This is a genomic window from Amycolatopsis solani (genome assembly GCF_033441515.1).
Taxonomy (GTDB): Bacteria; Actinomycetota; Actinomycetes; order Mycobacteriales; family Pseudonocardiaceae; genus Amycolatopsis; species Amycolatopsis solani.
In genome coordinates this window covers 185,884-203,337 of record NZ_JAWQJT010000003.1, presented here as the reverse complement: position 1 = coordinate 203,337, position 17,454 = coordinate 185,884, and the positions used below count along the sequence as shown (strand labels likewise).

Genomic DNA, 17,454 nt, shown 5'->3' with positions numbered 1-17,454 from the left:
CAGATCCCGCTGATCGCGGCGGGCGACGTGACGTCCCCGGAGTACTGGGTTGATCACGTGCGCGCAACGGTCCGGTTCGCCGACGCGCTCGGCTCGTTGCGCGAAGCTGGCGTGACGAGGTTCGCGGAGATCGGCCCGGCCGCGGTCCTGTCCGCCCTGCTCGACGACCCGGCGGCGGTGGTCACGCCGGTCCTGCGCCGCGACCGCCCGGAGCCGGTGTCGATCCTCGAGGCGCTGGGCCGCCTGCACGTCGCCGGGTCCACAGTGGACTGGCCGGCGTGGTTCGCGGGCTCCGGCGCGCGGGTGACCGACCTGCCGACGTACCCGTTCCAGCACCAGCGCTTCTGGCCCTCGGCCCCCGGCCACCCCCTCCTGGGCCCGGCTCTGGACTTGACCGACGGCGGCGTAGTCCGGACCAGCCTCCTCACGACGGCGACCCAGCCCTGGCTGGCGGACCACGAGGTCCACGGCACCCCGGTCCTCCCCGGCACGGCGTTCGCCGAGCTCGCCCTGGCGGCGGGCGTGGACCTCGCAGTCGAGGAGCTGACGATCGAGTCCCCGCTGGCGTTGGCGGAGGACCGCCACCTCCAGGTGCGGTTGTCCACCGCGGACGAGGAGGGTGCGCGAGAGGTCACGGTGTCTTCGCGCCCCGAGGGCACGGACGACCCGTGGGTCCGCCACGCGACCGGCCGCCTGGTGCCGGAGGTGGCCCTGGATGAGGATTCCGTCCCGGCGGCGGCGCTTGCCACGCCCGCGACCGGCTCGGCCGCGGCACCCGGCGCTGCCGGCGCCCCCGGTGGGGCCGCTGTGTCCGGCTCGGCCGCCGCTGCCGGCCTTGCCAGCTCGGCGGCGGTGCCCGGCGCACCCGGCGCTGCAGGTAGGGCCGCCGTGCCCGGCTCGGCCGCGTTGTCCGCCGCGGTCGGCTCGACCTCCGCCGACACCTGGCCCCCCGTCGGCGCCGAACCCCTCGGCCTCACCGACCTCACCGACCGCCTGGCCGCCGACGGCCTGGGCTACGGTCCCGCCTTCCCCGGACCCACCATCGCCTGGCGCCGCGACCACGAGATCTTCGCCGAAGTCGCCCTAACCGGCCCCCAGCGCCCCGAAGCCTCCGCCTACGGCCTACACCCCGCCCTCTTCGACGCCACCCTCCGGCTCGTCTCCCTGCTCGACCCCGCCCTCACCGGCAGCGTCCCCTTCTCCTGGCACGGCATCACCCTCCACGCCACCGGCGCCGCCGCCCTCCGCGTCCGGCTGACCCCGGCCGACGGCGGGCTCCGGCTCACCGCCACCGACCCCGCCGGCAACCCCGTCGTCTCCATCGAGCGCCTCGTCCTCCGCCGCCCCGGCGCGGCCAAGACCCCGCAACCGCTCCTGCGCCTCGACTGGACCCCGGTCACACCCCAGCCGATCCCAGCCGACGTCCTCACCATCACCGGTGACCTGACCGACGTCCCCCGCTCCCTGCGCGAGGTCACCACCCACGTCCTGACCGAACTCCAGGCCGCCCTCACCCACGATCGCACCCTGGTCGTCGTCATCCCCGCCGCCGACCCGGTCGCGGCCGCCGCCGGGGGGCTCGTGCGCGCCGCCCAAGCCGAGCACCCGGGCCGGTTCGTGCTCGTCGAGACCGATGGTTCCCTCGACCCGGTCGTCGCCGGGGACGAACCCGTCCTGAAGATCGACGGCGGCCGCCTCCTCGCCGCCCGCCTCGCCCGCGTCACCGAACCCCCGGCCGAACCCGCCGAGCGCGAAGGCACCGTCCTCATCACCGGCGGCACCGGTGGTCTCGGCAGCGCCGTCGCCCGCCACCTCGCCGCCCGCGGCCGCGACCTGCTGCTCGTCAGCCGCTCCGGCGTCGCCGACCCCGCCCTCCTCGCCGAGCTCGGCGATCGCGTCGAGGTGGCCGCCTGCGACGTCGGCGACCGTGCCGCCCTCGAACGGCTCCTCCACGGCCGCGAGATCACCACCGTCGTGCACGCCGCCGGCGTCCTCGACGACGGCACCCTCGCCGCGCTCACCCCGGAACGCTTCGAAACCGTCCTGCGCGCCAAGGCCGACGGCGCCTGGTACCTCCACGAGCTCACCGGCCCCGGCACCGAGCTGATCTTCTTCTCCTCCGTCGTCGGCACGTTCGGCGGCGCCGGCCAGGCGAACTACGCCGCCGCAAACGCTTTCCTCGACGCGCTCGCCCGCCACCGCCCGCACACCGTGTCCCTCGGCTGGGGCCCGTGGGAATCCGGCAGCGGCATGACGTCGACGCTGTCCGAAGTGGACCTCCGGCGGCTCGCCGAAGCCGGGCTGCCGCCGGTCACCCTCGACGCGGGGCTCGCCCTGTTCGACGCCGCCCGCGGCGCCGGTGATCCCGCGCTGCTCCCGCTGCCGCTCGACCTCGCCGCCGTGCGACGGCAGCCGGAGGTCCCGCACGTCCTACGCGGCCTGGTCCGGCCCGGCCGCCGCCGCGCCGCCGCCGGGTCCGCGCAGGCCGTCGACCTGACCCGCACCCTCGCGCCGCTGCCCGCACCCGAGCGCGCCGAGGCCCTCGCCGGACTGGTGGCCACGCACGTCGCGCTCGCACTCGGCCACGCCGACGCCGCCGCGATCGACCCCGCCCGCGCTTTCTCCGACCTCGGTTTCGACTCGCTCAGCGGCGTCGACCTGCGCAACCGCCTCGCCGCCGCCACCGGGCTGCGCCTGCCGAGCACCCTGGTGTTCGACCACCCGACCGTCACCGCGCTCGCCGGGCACCTGCTGACCGAGCTCTTCGACGCCGCCCCGCCGGTCGCCGAGACGCGCCGCGCGGTCACCGGCGACCCGATCGTCATCGTGGGCATGGCCTGCCGCTACCCGGGCGGGGTCCGCACACCCGAACAGCTCTGGGAGCTGGTCCGCGACGGCCGCGACGCCGTCTCGGAGTTCCCCACCGACCGCGGCTGGGACCTCGACTCGCTCTACGACCCGGACCCCGCTCACCCCGGCACGTCCTACACGCGCCACGGCGGGTTCCTGCACGACGCCGCCGAGTTCGACGCCGAGTTCTTCGGCATGAGCCCGCGCGAGGCCCTCGCGACCGACGCGCAGCAGCGGCTGCTGCTCGAAACGTCGTGGGAGGCCGTCGAGCGCGCGGGCATCGACCCGGCGGGCTTGCGCGGCACCTCGACCGGCGTGTTCGCCGGCGTGATGTACCACGACTACAGCCGCCTGCTCGGCGGCAGCGAAGACGCCGAGGGCTACCTCACGAGCGGCAGCGCGGGCAGCGTCGCCTCCGGCCGGGTGTCCTATGTGCTCGGTCTCGAAGGCCCGGCGGTCACCGTGGACACGGCGTGTTCGTCGTCGCTCGTCTCACTGCACCTCGCCGCGCAGGCCCTGCGGTCGGGGGAGTGCGACCTCGCCCTCGCCGGCGGGGTCACGGTGATGGCGACGCCGTCGACGTTCGTCGAGTTCTCCCGGCAGCGCGGCCTGTCCGCGGACGGCCGCTGCCGCTCCTTCGGCGACGGCGCGGACGGCACCGGCTGGGCCGAAGGCGCCGGAATGCTGCTGCTGGAACGGCTTTCCGACGCCGAGCGGAACGGGCACCGCATCCTCGCCGTGGTCAAGGGATCGGCGCTCAACCAGGACGGCGCGTCCAACGGCCTCACCGCGCCCAACGGACCGTCGCAGCAACGCGTCATCCGCGCCGCGCTGGCCGCCGCCGGACTGTCCACTTCGGACGTCGACGCGGTGGACGGGCACGGCACCGGCACCCCGCTGGGCGACCCGATCGAGGCGCAGGCGCTCATCGCGACCTACGGCCGGGATCGCGAAACCCCGCTGCTGCTGGGTTCGGTGAAGTCCAACATCGGGCACACGCAAGCCGCCGCCGGCGTCGCGAGCGTGATCAAGATGGTCCTCGCGATGCGGCACGGCGTGCTGCCGCGGACCCTGCACGCGGACACGCCGTCGTCGCGCATCGACTGGGAAGACGGCGGTGTCGCCCTCCTCGGCGCCGCGGCCGAGTGGCCCGAAACCGGGCGGCCGCGCCGGGCGGCGGTCTCCTCGTTCGGGATCAGCGGCACGAACGCCCACGCCATCCTCGAACAGCCCCCAGCCGTCCCGGACGCGCTTCCGGTGCCCACGCCCGCGGTCGTGCCCTGGCCGCTGTCGGCCAAGTCCGAGCCGGCGTTGCGCGCCCAGGCGGCGGGCCTGGCCGCGTTCGCCGACGAGCCGCTCGACGCCGGGCACACCCTGGCCGGCCGGGCGCGGTTCGCGCACCGGGCCGTCGTGCTCGCCACCGACCCGGCGACCACCCGCGCCGCGCTGACGCTCGACCACCCGGCCGCCGTCACCGGTGCCGCGATGCCCGGGAAGACCGCGTTCCTGTTCAGCGGCCAAGGCGGCCAGCGCGCCGGCATGGGCCGCGAACTCGCGCGGCGTTTCCCCGTGTTCGCGGAGGCTTACGACGCCGTCCTCGCGGAGTTCGGTCCCGACGTCGTGGCGGTCGTGCGCGGGGACGACCAGGATCGCCTGGACCGCACCGAGTTCGCGCAGCCCGCGTTGTTCGCCCTGCACCTCGCGCTGCTGCGGCTGGCCGGGTCCTGGGGGGTCACGCCCGATCTGGTCGCCGGGCATTCGATCGGCGAGATCGCGGCCGCGCACGCCGCCGGGGTGTTCTCCCTGGCCGACGCGTGCCGCCTGGTCGCCGCCCGCGGCGCGCTGATGCAGGCGCTCCCGGACGGCGGCGCGATGGTCGCGGTGGTGGCGACCGAGGCCGACGTCCGCCCGCTGCTCGGTCCGGACGTCGCGATCGCCGCCGTCAACGGGCCGCGGTCGATCGTCCTGTCCGGCAGGGCGGAGGCGGTCGAAGCCGTGGCCGCGCGGTTCGAGAAGACGCGGCGGCTGACGGTGTCGCACGCGTTCCACTCGCCGTTGATGGAGCCGATGCTCGCGGAGTTCGCCGAGGTCCTGAGTGGACTGACGTTCTCGCCGCCGAAGCTGCCGTTCGTATCCACTGTGGACTCCGCTGCGGATCCGGCCACAGTGGACTACTGGGTGCGCCACGCCCGCGAAGCGGTCCGGTTCGCCGACGCGGTCACCGCGCTGACCGGGGCCGGAGTGACGCGGTTCGTCGAAGCCGGTCCGGACGGCGTGCTGTCCGCGCTGGTCCCGGACGGGCTCGCGGTGCCGCTGATGCGGCGCGGTCGCGGCGAAGAGGCCGGGTTCGTCGAGGCCGCGGCCCGGCTGTTCGTCGCGGGCGTCGACGTCGCATGGCCGACCGGCGGCCGGCTCGTGGAGCTGCCCACGTACCCGTTCCAGCGCGAACGGTTCTGGCCCGCGCCGCGGCCGGTCCGCGCGGCCGGGACGGCGGCGCACCCGCTGCTCGACGACGTCGTCGCGCTGGCCGGCTCGGACGAGGTCGTGCTGACCGGCCGGCTGTCGGTGGCCGCGCAGCCGTGGCTGGCCGAGCACGTCGTGGCGGGCGCGACCCTCCTGCCGGGCACGGCGCTGGCCGAACTGGCGATCCGCGCCGGCGACGAGTGCGGTTGCCCGCGGCTGGACGAGCTGACCATGGCCGTCCCGCTGGTGGTGCCCGCGCGGGTGCAGGTGCGCGTCGGGGAACCGGGGGAGCACGGCACCCGGCCCGTCGCCATCCACTCACGACAGTCCGAAGAGGACGACTGGACCGAACACGCCACCGGCACGCTGAGCCCGGCCACATCGGCGCCCGAACCCGAGGCCGGTGCCTGGCCGCCCGCGGACGCGGAACCGGTCGCACTGGAGGACTTCTACCCGGACTTCGCGGCGGACGGCTTCGACTACGGCCCCCGCTTCCGCGGCCTCCGCGCGGCGTGGCGCCGGGGCAGCGAGGTCTTCGCCGAAGTGGCCCTGGACACCGAATTCCACGCGGAGGCCGCGGAGTTCGGCCTCCACCCGGCCCTGCTCGACGCGGCCCTGCACGCCCTGACGCTGCGCCCGGACACACCACCCCGAGTGCTCCCGTTCTCGTGGCGGGGAGTGTCCCTGCACGCGTCGGGCGCGGTGGCCCTGCGAGTCCACGTCCGCGCGGACGGCCTCTCGCTGACGGCTCCCGACGGCACCCCCGTCGCCACGATCGACGCCCTCGACCTGCGCGAACACCGCCCGGCAGCCCAGCGCACCGACGCCCTGTTCACCCTGGACTGGACCCCGGTGCCCACCCCCACGGCTGCCCCCGCGGTCCGCTGGGGTGACGACCCGTTCGGTCTCGCCCTGCCCGCCGTCGAAAACCTCACCGGAGCGCCGCTGGTGGTGACGTGCCTGACCGGCGACGCGGACGTCCCGGCCTCGGCGCACGACCTGACCTGCCGGGCATTGGAGCTGGCCCAGCGCTGGATCGCCGAGTCCGAGACGGGCAAGCTCGTCTTCCTGACCCGAGGCGCGACGGACGGAACGGACCTCCCGGCCGCCGCGGTCTGGGGCCTGATCCGCGCGGCACAGTCGGAACACCCGGGCCGCTTCGGCTTGGTCGACTTCGACGGGTCCGCACCGCCGGAACTCCTCCTGGCCGCCCTCTCGAGCGGCGAACCCCAGCTCGCCCTCCGCGGCACCACCCTCCTCGCCGCCCGCTTGACCCCCGCACTTTCACGTGAAAGTGCGGGCTCCTGGGACTCCGTTCTCATCACTGGCGGTACCGGCGGCCTCGGCGCCGTCATCGCGCGGCACCTCGTCAGCCAGGGCACTCGGCGCCTGCTGCTCGTCAGCCGCCGCGGGGCCGACAGCCCCGGTGCGGCCGAACTGGCCGGCGACCTCGCCGAGGCCGGAGCCGACGTCACCCTCGCGGCCTGCGACGTCGCCGACCAGGAAGAACTCCGGGAACTCCTCCGAGGCCGCGAGTTCACCGCCGTCGTCCACGCCGCCGGGGTGCTCGACGACGCTCTCCTCGCCGACCTCACCCCGGAACGGCTCGCGGCCGTCCACCGGCCCAAGGCCCAAGCCGCCTGGAACCTGCACGAACTCACCCCGGCCGGCACCACCCTCGTCCTCTTCTCCTCCGTCTCCGGCACCCTCGGCCTCCCCGGCCAGGGCAACTACGCCGCCGCCAACGCGTTCCTCGACGCACTCGCCCGCCACCGCCCGAACACCGTGAGCCTCGCCTGGGGCCCGTGGGTACCGACGTCCGGCATGACCGCCGACCTCGGCGACACCGGCGTCGAACGGCTCGCGCGCGCCGGCTACCCGCCGCTCACCGTCGAGCAGGGCACCGCGCTCTTCGACGCCGCCCTCGCCACCGGCGAGGCCGTGGTGCTGCCCGTCCGGCTGGACCGGGCCGTCCTGCGCCGCCGCGACGACCTCCCGTACCCCTTGCGCGGCTTGGTACGTCCGGCGCGCCGCGCGGTCGCCAAGGCCGAACGGCGGCTGCGCGGGCGCGCCGAAGCGGAGGCCGTCGTCGCGAACGAGGTCGCGCACGTCCTCGGCCACCGCGGTACCGGGCGGATCACGCCCGCCAAGTCGTTCTCCGAACTCGGTTTCGACTCGCTCACCGCCGTCGAACTCCGCAACCGGCTCACCGCCGCCACCGGGATGCGGCTGCCCGCCACGCTCGTTTTCGACTACCCGACCGTCGGCGCACTGGCCGAGCACCTCGCCGGGGACGCACCGGCCGAAGCGGCACCCACCGCGAAGGCCGTCGACGGCGACCCGATCGTCATCGTCGGCATGGCCTGCCGCTACCCGGGCGGGGTCTCCTCACCCGAGGACCTCTGGCGGCTGGTCACCGAAGAACGCGACGCCATCACCGGCTTCCCGGCCGACCGCGGCTGGGACCTCACCGCGCTCTACGACCCGGACCCGGCCCACCCCGGCACGTCCTACACGCGCCACGGCGGGTTCCTGCACGACGCCGCCGACTTCGACGCCGGGTTCTTCGGCATGAGCCCGCGGGAAGCGGTCGCGACCGACGTCCAGCAGCGCCTGCTGCTCGAGACGTCCTGGGCCGCGGTGGAAAGCGCGGGCGTCGACCCGTCGTCGCTGCGCGGCAGCGCCACCGGGGTGTTCGCCGGCGTGATGTACGGCGACTACAGCCGCCTGCTCGACGGCGGCGAGGACGCCGAGGGGTACAAGACCAGCGGCAGCGCGGGCAGTGTCGCGTCCGGCCGGGTGTCCTATGTGCTCGGTCTGGAAGGCCCGGCGGTCACCGTGGACACGGCGTGCTCGTCGTCGCTGGTGGCGCTGCACTGGGCCGCGCAGGCCCTGCGCTCCGGCGACTGCGACCTCGCCCTCGCCGGCGGCGTGACGGTGATGTCGACGCCGGCCGCGTTCGTCGAGTTCTCCCGCCAGCGCGGGCTCGCACCCGACGGCCGCTGCAAACCCTTCTCCGGCAGCGCCGACGGTGTCGGCTGGTCCGAAGGCGTCGGCATGCTGGTCCTGGAACGGCGGTCGGACGCCGAACGTCACGGCCACGAGATCCTCGCCGTGGTCAAGGGATCCGCGGTCAACCAGGACGGCGCGTCCAACGGCCTCACCGCACCCAACGGCCCTTCGCAGCAACGCGTCATCCGCGCCGCGCTCGCCGGCGCCGGACTGTCCACTTCGGACGTCGACGTCGTCGAAGCGCACGGTACCGGCACCACTCTCGGCGACCCGATCGAGGCACAGGCGCTGCTCGCGACCTACGGGCAGGACCGCGAGACCCCGTTGCTGCTCGGGTCGGTGAAGTCGAACCTCGGGCACACGCAAGCGGCCTCCGGCGTCGCCGGGATCATCAAGGTGGTGCAGGCGATGCGCCACGGCGTCGTGCCGCGGACGCTGCACGTCACCGAACCGTCCGGCCACGTCGACTGGACGGCGGGCGCCGTCGAGCTGGCCACCGCCGGAACGGCTTGGCCCGACCGGGGCCGCCCCCGCCGGGCCGGCGTCTCGTCGTTCGGCATCAGCGGCACGAACGCCCACGTCATCCTGGAACAGCCCGCGCCGGGCCCGGCGCACGAGCGGCCCGCGGCACCCGAGGTGCCGTGGCTGGTCAGCGCCAAGACGCCGGAAGCCCTGCGCGCGCAGGCACGACGACTCAGCCTCCACATCGGACAGCACGACGCTCGTGACGTCGCGTGGACCCTGGCGCACGGGCGCGCCCGCTTCGACGAGCGAGCCGTCGTCTTCGGCGAAAACGCCCTGACCGCGCTCGCCGGGGGCACCGAGCACCCGGACGTCGTCACCGGCGGCCCCGCGCCCGGCCGGACCGCGTTCCTGTTCTCCGGCCAGGGTTCCCAGCGCCTCGGCATGGGCCGCGAGCTGGCCGCCGACCCGGTCTTCGCCACCGCGCTCGAGACCGTGCTCGCCGAACTCGACCCGGCGGTCCGCGCCGTCATGTGGGGTGACGACGCCGCCGCGCTGGAACGGACCGAATACGCCCAGGCGGCGCTGTTCGCCGTCGAAGTCGCGCTGTTCCACACCTTGACCGCGCGGGGTGTCCGCCCGGACTACGTCGCCGGGCATTCGATCGGCGAGCTCGCGGCCGCGCACGTCGCCGGGGTGTTCTCCCTGGCCGACGCGGCCCGGCTGGTCACCGCCCGCGGCCGGCTCATGCAGGCGCTGCCGCCCGGCGGGGCGATGGTCGCCCTGCGGGCCACCGAGGACGAGGTCCGGCCGCTGCTCACCGGCGAGGTCGGTCTCGCCGCCGTCAACGGCCCGCGCTCGGTGGTGATTTCCGGCGCCGAGGACGCCGTCGCGGCGGTCGCGGCCCACTTCGGTGACGCCAAGCGGCTCGCGGTTTCGCACGCTTTCCATTCGTCCTCGATGGACCCGATGCTCGCGGAGTTCGGCGAAGTCGCGGCCGGGCTGACCTACCACGAGCCGTCGATTCCCGTGGTGGCGAACGGAAGTGTCACCGATCCGGCGTACTGGGTGCGGCAGGTCCGGGACACGGTCCGCTTCGCCGACGCCCTGCGCGCGCTGCGGGCGTGGCACGTGGACAAGTTCGTCGAGGTCGGCCCGGACGCCGTCCTCGCCGGGCTCGCCGCGAGCGACGACGCCGTGGTCGTGCCGCTGCTGCGCCGCGACCGGGACGAACCCCGCACCTTCCGCACCGCGCTCGCCCGCCTCTTCGCGGCCGGCGTGCCGGTGGCGTGGGCCGGGCTGGCCGACGGCCGCGCGGTCCCGCTGCCGGGGTACGCCTTCCAGCACGAACGGTTCTGGCCCGCGGCCCGCCACGGCGCCGGCGACCCCGCGGGCCTCGGGCTCGGCGCGGCCGGGCACCCGCTGCTCGGCAGTGCGGTCGACCTCGCCGACGGCGGCGGCCGCCTGCTCACCGGCCGGCTTTCCCTCGCCGCGCAGCCGTGGCTGGCCGACCACACGGTCCTGGGCTCGGCTGTCCTGCCCGGCGCGGCCTTCACCGAACTGGCGCTGGCCCTGGGCGCCGTGCGTGAGCTGGCCGTCGTCGAGCCGCTCGTCCTCCCAGCCGAAGCCGCGGTGCACCTGCAGGTCCGCGTGGCCGAACCGGACGACGACGGCCTGCGCGACTTCGGCGTGTACTCCCGCGCGGAAGGCGACGACGGCGCTTGGACCCGGCACGCGACCGGCGTCCTCGAACCGGACCCCGGCACCGCCCCACGCGACGCCACGCTCCCGGCGACCGCCGAGCCGCTGGACGTCGGCGACGCCTACGACCGGCTCGCCGCGCTCGGCCTCGGCTACGGCCCCGCGTTCCAGTGCCTGCGCCGTGCCTGGCGCCACGGCGACGACGTCTTCGCCGAGCTGAGTCTCGGCGACGAACCGGCCGGCGCGTTCGGGGTGCACCCGGCGCTGCTCGACGCGGCCCTGCACGCCGTCGCGCTCACCGCCGGGCACGACCGGCCGCACGTGCCGTTCGGCTGGCGCGGTGTCCGGCTGTACGCCACGGGGGTGGCACTCCTGCGCGTCCGCATCACCCCGGCCGGTACCGACGCCGTCTCGCTGTCCTTTGTGGACGCCGAAGGCGCGCTGGTCGCCGAGGTCGACGAGGTGTCGTTCCGGCCCGCGGCCGCCGCCCGGACGCAGGACGCGTTGTTCCGGCTCGGCTGGATCCCGGCCACCCCGGTCCGTAAGCCGGGGGAGCGGGTCGTCGTCGAGGCCGACGGTCCCACGCGAGCCCTGGAACTGGTCCAGGACTGGCTCGCCGAGCCCCGGGACGCCGAACTCGTCTTCCGGACCACGGGCGCCACCGACGGCACCGACCTCGCCGCCGCCGCGGTGTGGGGCCTGGTCCGGGCGGCGCAGGCCGAGCACCCGGGCCGGTTCGCGCTCGTCGACTGCGCCGACCCGGCCGACGCCGGACTCGCCGCGGGCGAGCCGCAAGCCCGCGTGCGCGACGGCGTCGTCGAGGTCCCGCGGCTCGCGAAAGCACCCGCCGAGCCGGCGCCGCTGGGCTGGGACCCCGACGGGACCGTCCTCATCACCGGCGGCACCGGCGGCCTGGGCCGCCTGCTGGCGAAACACCTGGTCACCGCGCACGGCATGCGCCGCCTCCTGCTGCTCAGCCGCGGCGGCGAGGCCGACGTCACCGAGCTGACCGAAGCCGGGGCCGAGGTGACCGTCGCCGCCTGCGACGTCACCGACCGTGCCGCGCTCGCCGCGGTCCTCGACGGCCACCGGCTGACCGCCGTCGTGCACGCGGCCGGCGTCCTCGAAGACGGCACGGTCGAGGCGATGACCGGCGAGCAGCTCGACCGCGTGTGGCGGCCCAAGGCCGAAGCCGCCTGGCTGCTGCACGAGCTGACCGCGGACCTCGACGGGTTCGTGCTGTTCTCGTCGGTCGCGGGCACGATCGGCGGTGCGGGACAGGCGAACTACGCCGCCGCCAACGCCTACCTCGACGCCCTCGCCGAGCACCGCGCCGCCCGCGGGCTGCCCGCGGTGTCGCTCGCCTGGGGCCCGTGGGCCGGGGTCGGCGGCATGACCGCCGAGCTGAGCGGCGCCGAGGTCGCGCGGATGGCCCGGGCCGGGATCACCGCCCTGACCGCGGAAGACGGCCTCGCGCTGTTCGACGCGGCCGTCGGTGCCGGAGTCCCGGCGCTGGTGCCGGTCCGGCTGGCCGCGACGGCGTCCGGCGAGGTCGCGGCCCCGCTGCGCGGCCTGGTCCGCGCGACCACCCGCCGGGTCGACGGCGGGCTCGCCGAGCGCCTGGCCGGGCTGCCGGAGGCCGAGCGCCACGACGTCGTCGCCGACGTGGTCACCACGCAGGTCGCGGCCGTGCTCGGGCACGCCGACCGCACGGCCGTCGAGCCGTCCCGCGCGTTCTCCGCGCTGGGCTTCGACTCGCTCACCGGCGTCGAGCTGCGCAACCGGCTCGCCACCGCGACCGGCCTGCGGCTGCCCACGACGCTCGTGTTCGACCACCCGAACAGCGCGGCGCTCACCGCGTTCCTGCTGGCCGAGCTGACCGGCGCCGAGACGGCTGTCATCGAAGCCCGCCCGGCCCGCGGCCGTGACCACGACCCGATCGTCGTGGTCGGCATGGGCTGCCGCTACCCGGGCGGCGCCGCGTCGCCCGACGAGTTCTGGGACCTGGTCGCCGCCGGGCGCGACGCCGTCGGCCCGTTCCCCGCCGACCGCGGCTGGGACCTGTCCGCGCTCTACGACCCCGACCCCGACCACCCCGGCACGACCTACGCCCGCGCGGGCGGGTTCCTGTCCGGCGCCGCGGACTTCGACGCCGCGTTCTTCGGCATGAGCCCGCGCGAGGCCGTCGCGACCGACGTCCAGCAGCGGCTGCTGCTCGAGACGTCGTGGGAGGCACTGGAAAACGCGGGCATCGACCCGGCGACGCTGCGCGGCTCCGCGACCGGCGTGTTCGCCGGCGTGATGTACAGCGACTACGGCGGCCTGCTCGCCGGCAGCGACTACGAAGGCCAGCAGGGGAACGGCAGCGCGCCGAGCATCGCGTCCGGCCGCGTCGCCTACACACTCGGACTGGAAGGCCCGGCCGTCACTGTGGACACGGCGTGCTCGTCGTCGCTGGTGGCGCTGCACTGGGCCGCGCAAGCCCTGCGCTCGGGGGAGTGCTCCCTGGCGCTGGCGGGCGGGGTCACCGTGATGGCGACCCCGGCGACGTTCGTCGAATTCGCCCGCCAGCGCGGGCTTTCGCCGGACGGCCGCTGCAAGGCGTTCTCCGACGACGCCGACGGCACCGGCTGGGCCGAGGGCGTCGGCCTGCTGGTGCTGGAACGGCAGTCGGACGCGATCCGCAACGGGCACCGGATCCTCGCGGTGGTCAAGGGTTCCGCGGTGAACCAGGACGGCGCTTCGAACGGCCTCACCGCGCCCAACGGCCCGTCGCAGCAGCGGGTCATCCGCGCCGCGCTCGCCGGCGCCGGACTGTCCACTTCGGACGTCGACGTCGTGGAGGCGCACGGCACCGGCACCGCGCTGGGTGACCCGATCGAGGCGCAGGCGCTCCTGGCGACCTACGGGCAGGACCGCGAGACGCCGCTCCTGCTAGGTTCGGTCAAGTCGAACATCGGGCACACCCAGGCCGCCGCCGGCGTCGCGGGCATCATCAAGATGATCCAGGCGATGCGCCACGGCGTCGTCCCGGCGAGCCTGCACACCGGCACGCTGTCGTCCCATGTGGACTGGACGGCGGGCGCGGTCGACGTCGTCACCGAGCCGCGCGCGTGGCCCGCGGCCGGCCGGCCACGGCGGGCCGGAATCTCGTCGTTCGGCATCAGCGGCACCAACGCGCACGTGATCATCGAGCAGGCCCCCGAAGTGCCCGCACCCGCCGAAGAGCCCGAGGGGCCGGTGATCTGGCCGCTGTCCGCGCGTTCGGCCGCGGCGCTGCAGGCCCACGCCACCCGACTGGCGTCCACTGTGGACGACGTGCCCGCGGGTGAGGTCGGCCGGGCTCTGACCCGCCGTTCCCGGTTCGCGCACCGCGCGGTCGTCGTTTCCGAGCGGCCCGCCGAAGCGCTGGCCGCGTTCGCCGCCGGTGAGCCGTCGCCGGACGTCGTCGAAGGCGTGGCCACCCCCGGTCCGACGGCCTTCCTGTTCTCCGGGCAGGGCGCGCAGCGGCCGGGCATGGGGCGCGAGCTGGCCACACGCTTCCCGGTGTTCGCCGCCGCGTACGAAGAAGTCCTCGACCGGCTCGACCCGGCCGTCCGGTCCGCTTTGGACGACGACCGCGTGCACCGCACCGAGTACACCCAGCCGGCGTTGTTCGCGTTCGAGGTCGCCGCGGCGCGGCTGCTCGAATCGCGAGGTGTGCGCCCGGACTTCGTCGCCGGGCATTCGGTGGGGGAGATCGCGGCCGCGCACCTCGCCGGCGTGCTCACCCTCGACGACGCCTGCGTGCTCGTCTCGGCCCGCGCCCGGCTCATGGGCGCACTGCCCGAAGGCGGCGCGATGATCGCCGTCCAGGCGTCCGAAGCGGACGTCCGCCCGCTGCTGGGCGAGGGCGTCGACCTCGCGGCCGTCAACGGGCCCACGTCGGTGGTGCTGTCCGGTCTCGAAGAGGCCGTCACCGCCGTGGCCGGGAAGTTCGGCAAGCAGCGGCGGCTGCGCGTCTCGCACGCGTTCCACTCCCTGCTGATGGACCCGATGCTGGCCGAGTTCGGTGCGGTCGTGGCCGGCTTGACGTTCGCCGAGCCGCGGATCCCGCTGATCGCTTCGGGTGACGTGACCGACCCCGCGTACTGGGTGCGGCACGTGCGGGACACCGTCCGGTTCGCGGACGCCCTGGAGCGGCTCGCCGGGGCGACCCGGTTCGTCGAGGTCGGTCCGGACGCGGTGCTGGCCGGCCTGGTCGACGTGCCGGACGCGGTCGTCGTGCCGGTCGCCCGCCGCGACCGCGCCGAAGACCGGACGTTCCTCGGCGCACTGGCCCGGCTGCACGTCTCCGGGCTCGACGTCGACTGGGCAGCCGGTGAAGGCCCGCGGGCCGACCTGCCCGCGTACCCGTTCGAGCACCGGCGGTTCTGGCCGCCGTCCCGCCCGGCCGGCGACGCGCGCGGCGGGCACCCGGTGCTCGGCGCGGCCGTCGAGGTGGCGGGGACCGGCACGCTCGTCAGCACGGGCCGCCTGTCGGCGTCCGCGCAGCCGTGGCTGGCCGACCACACCGTCTTCGGCGCGAACCTCGTGCCCGGCACGGCGTTCCTCGAACTGGCCCGGCACGCCGGCGCCCAGGCGGGCTGCGCGCGCGTGGACGACCTGACCCTGCTCGCGCCGCTGGTCCTCACCGGCGGGGTGACCGTGCAGGTCTCGGTCGGGGCGCCCGAAGCGAACGGCCACCGCCCGGTGGACATTCACTCCCACGGCGAGGACGGCCAGTGGACCCGGCACGCGACCGGTGTCGTCACCCCGGACGTCTTGCCGCCGGACGCCGAGGCGGGGGAGTGGCCGCCCGCCGGCGCGATCCCGGTGCCGCTGGACGGCGCCTACGAGGGCCTGGCCGATCGCGGGTTCGGCTACGGCCCGGCGTTCCAGGGCCTGAAAGCGGTGTGGCGGCGCGGTGACGAGCTGTTCGCCGAAGTCCGCATCGAGGAGGCCGAGGGCTTCGGCCTGCACCCGGCGCTGCTCGACGCCGTCCTGCACAGCAAGCTGGTGGCCGACCCCGACGGTCCGCCCGCGCTGCCGTTCACCTGGCGCGGGGTGGCGGTGCACCGGCCCGGCGCGACCGACCTGCGCGTCCGGCTGGCTCCGGCGGGCCCGGACACCCTCAGCCTGACCATCGCCGACGCGTCCGGCGCACCGGTGGCGTCGGTCGAGGGACTCACCGTGCGCGAGGCCGGTCAGCTGCGTGCCGCGCACCTCTACCGGCTGAACTGGACACCGGTCGCCCCCGCACCCGCCGGCGTCGTCACGGTTTCCGGGTACGCGCTGGACGGACTGACCGCGGTGCCCGAGTTCGTCGAGGTGGTGGTCCCGGCGGGGGCGGACATCCGCACGGTCACGGCCGACGTGCTGGCGCTCGTGCAGACGTGGCTGGGCGATCCCCGGTTCTCCGGCGCGAAACTGGTGCTGCGGACCCGCGGCGCGCTCGACGGCGAGGACTTCGCCGCGGCCGCCGTCTGGGGCCTGGTGCGCTCGGCGCAGCAGGAGAACCCGGGCCGGTTCGTGCTCGTCGACTCCGACGGATCCCGGTCCCCGCAGAACTTCCTCGGCAGCGGGGAACCGGAACTGTCCATCGTGGACGGCGTGGCCTCGGCCGCGCGTGTCGGCCGGGCGACGCCGGGGGAGCCCGGTACCGCATGGGACCGCGACCGCGCGGTGCTCATCACCGGCGGCACCGGCGGCCTCGGCGCGCTGGTCGCCCGCCACCTCGCCGCCGGCGGGCACCGGCACCTGGTGCTGGCCAGCCGGTCCGGCCAGGCCGAACCCGGCCTCCTCGACGAGCTCGCGGACCTCGGCGCCCGGGCCGACGTGCGCGCGTGCGACGTCGGTGACCGCGCGGCGGTCGCCGGACTGCTCGACGGGCTCGACCTCACCGCCGTCGTGCACGCGGCCGGCGTCCTCGACGACGGCGTCGTCGGCGCGCTCACCCCGGAGCGGTTCGACACGGTGCTGCGGCCCAAAGCCGACGGCGCCCGGCACCTGCACGAGCTGACGGCCGGGCGCGACCTCGCCGGGTTCGTGCTGTTCTCCTCCCTGGCCGGCACGTTCGGCGGCGCCGGGCAGGCGAACTACGCGGCGGCCAACGCGGTCCTCGACGCGCTCGCCGTCCACCGCCAGCGCCGCGGCCTGCCCGGCGTGTCGCTGGCGTGGGGCCCGTGGACGGCCGAGACCGGCATGACGGCGTCCCTGCCCGAGGCGGAGATCCGGCGGCTGGCCCGCGCGGGCGTCGGGCTCCTCGCCGCCGACGACGGCCTGGCCGCGTTCGACGCCGTCCGCGGCGGCACGGACCCCGTCGTGGTGCCGGTGCACCTCGACCTGCCCGCGCTGCGCGCTCTCGACGACGTCCCGCCGGTGCTGCGCACGCTCGTCCCGCCCCGGCAGGTCGCCGTCCGCCCGGCGGCGCCCGTGCCGGACCTCGCGCCCCGGCTGGCCGGGCTCGGCGCGGCCGAGCGGATCGAGCTGCTGCTGGACGTGGTGGCCGACGCCGTCGCGGTCGTGCTGGAACACGGCGACCAGGACAGCGTCGGGCCGGACCAGGCGTTCACGGAACTGGGCTTCGACTCGCTGACCGCGGTCGAACTGCGCCGCCGCCTGACCGCGGTGACCGGCCTGGCCCTGCCGGCGACGCTGGCGTTCGACCAGCCGACCCCGCGCGATCTCGCCACGCACCTGGCCGAACTGCTCGCCCCGGACGAGAAGCCGGAGCAGGCGATCCTGGCCGACCTGGCCCGGCTGGAGAAGGCGTTGCGGGACACCGCGATCGACCCCGGCGCGCACGAGGAGATCGCCGCGCGCCTGGAGCAGGTGCGCGGGGCGTGGAGCGGCCGCGACGACGTCGACGGCGGTTTCGACTTCGACGACGCCAGCGACGACGAGATGTTCGCGCTGCTCGACGAGAAGCTGGGAGCCGGCGACTGA

1 protein-coding gene (only partly in view) is annotated in these 17,454 nt (G+C 75.7%); it reads left to right on the top strand.

Annotated elements, in window-relative coordinates:
• Nucleotides 1-17,454, top strand: the 3' portion of a protein-coding gene (locus tag SD460_RS34025; protein ID WP_318307274.1) for an SDR family NAD(P)-dependent oxidoreductase. It extends 9,771 nt beyond the left edge of the window; the window shows 17,454 of its 27,225 coding nt (coding positions 9,772-27,225); its start codon lies off the left edge, out of view; the stop codon is at nucleotides 17,452-17,454.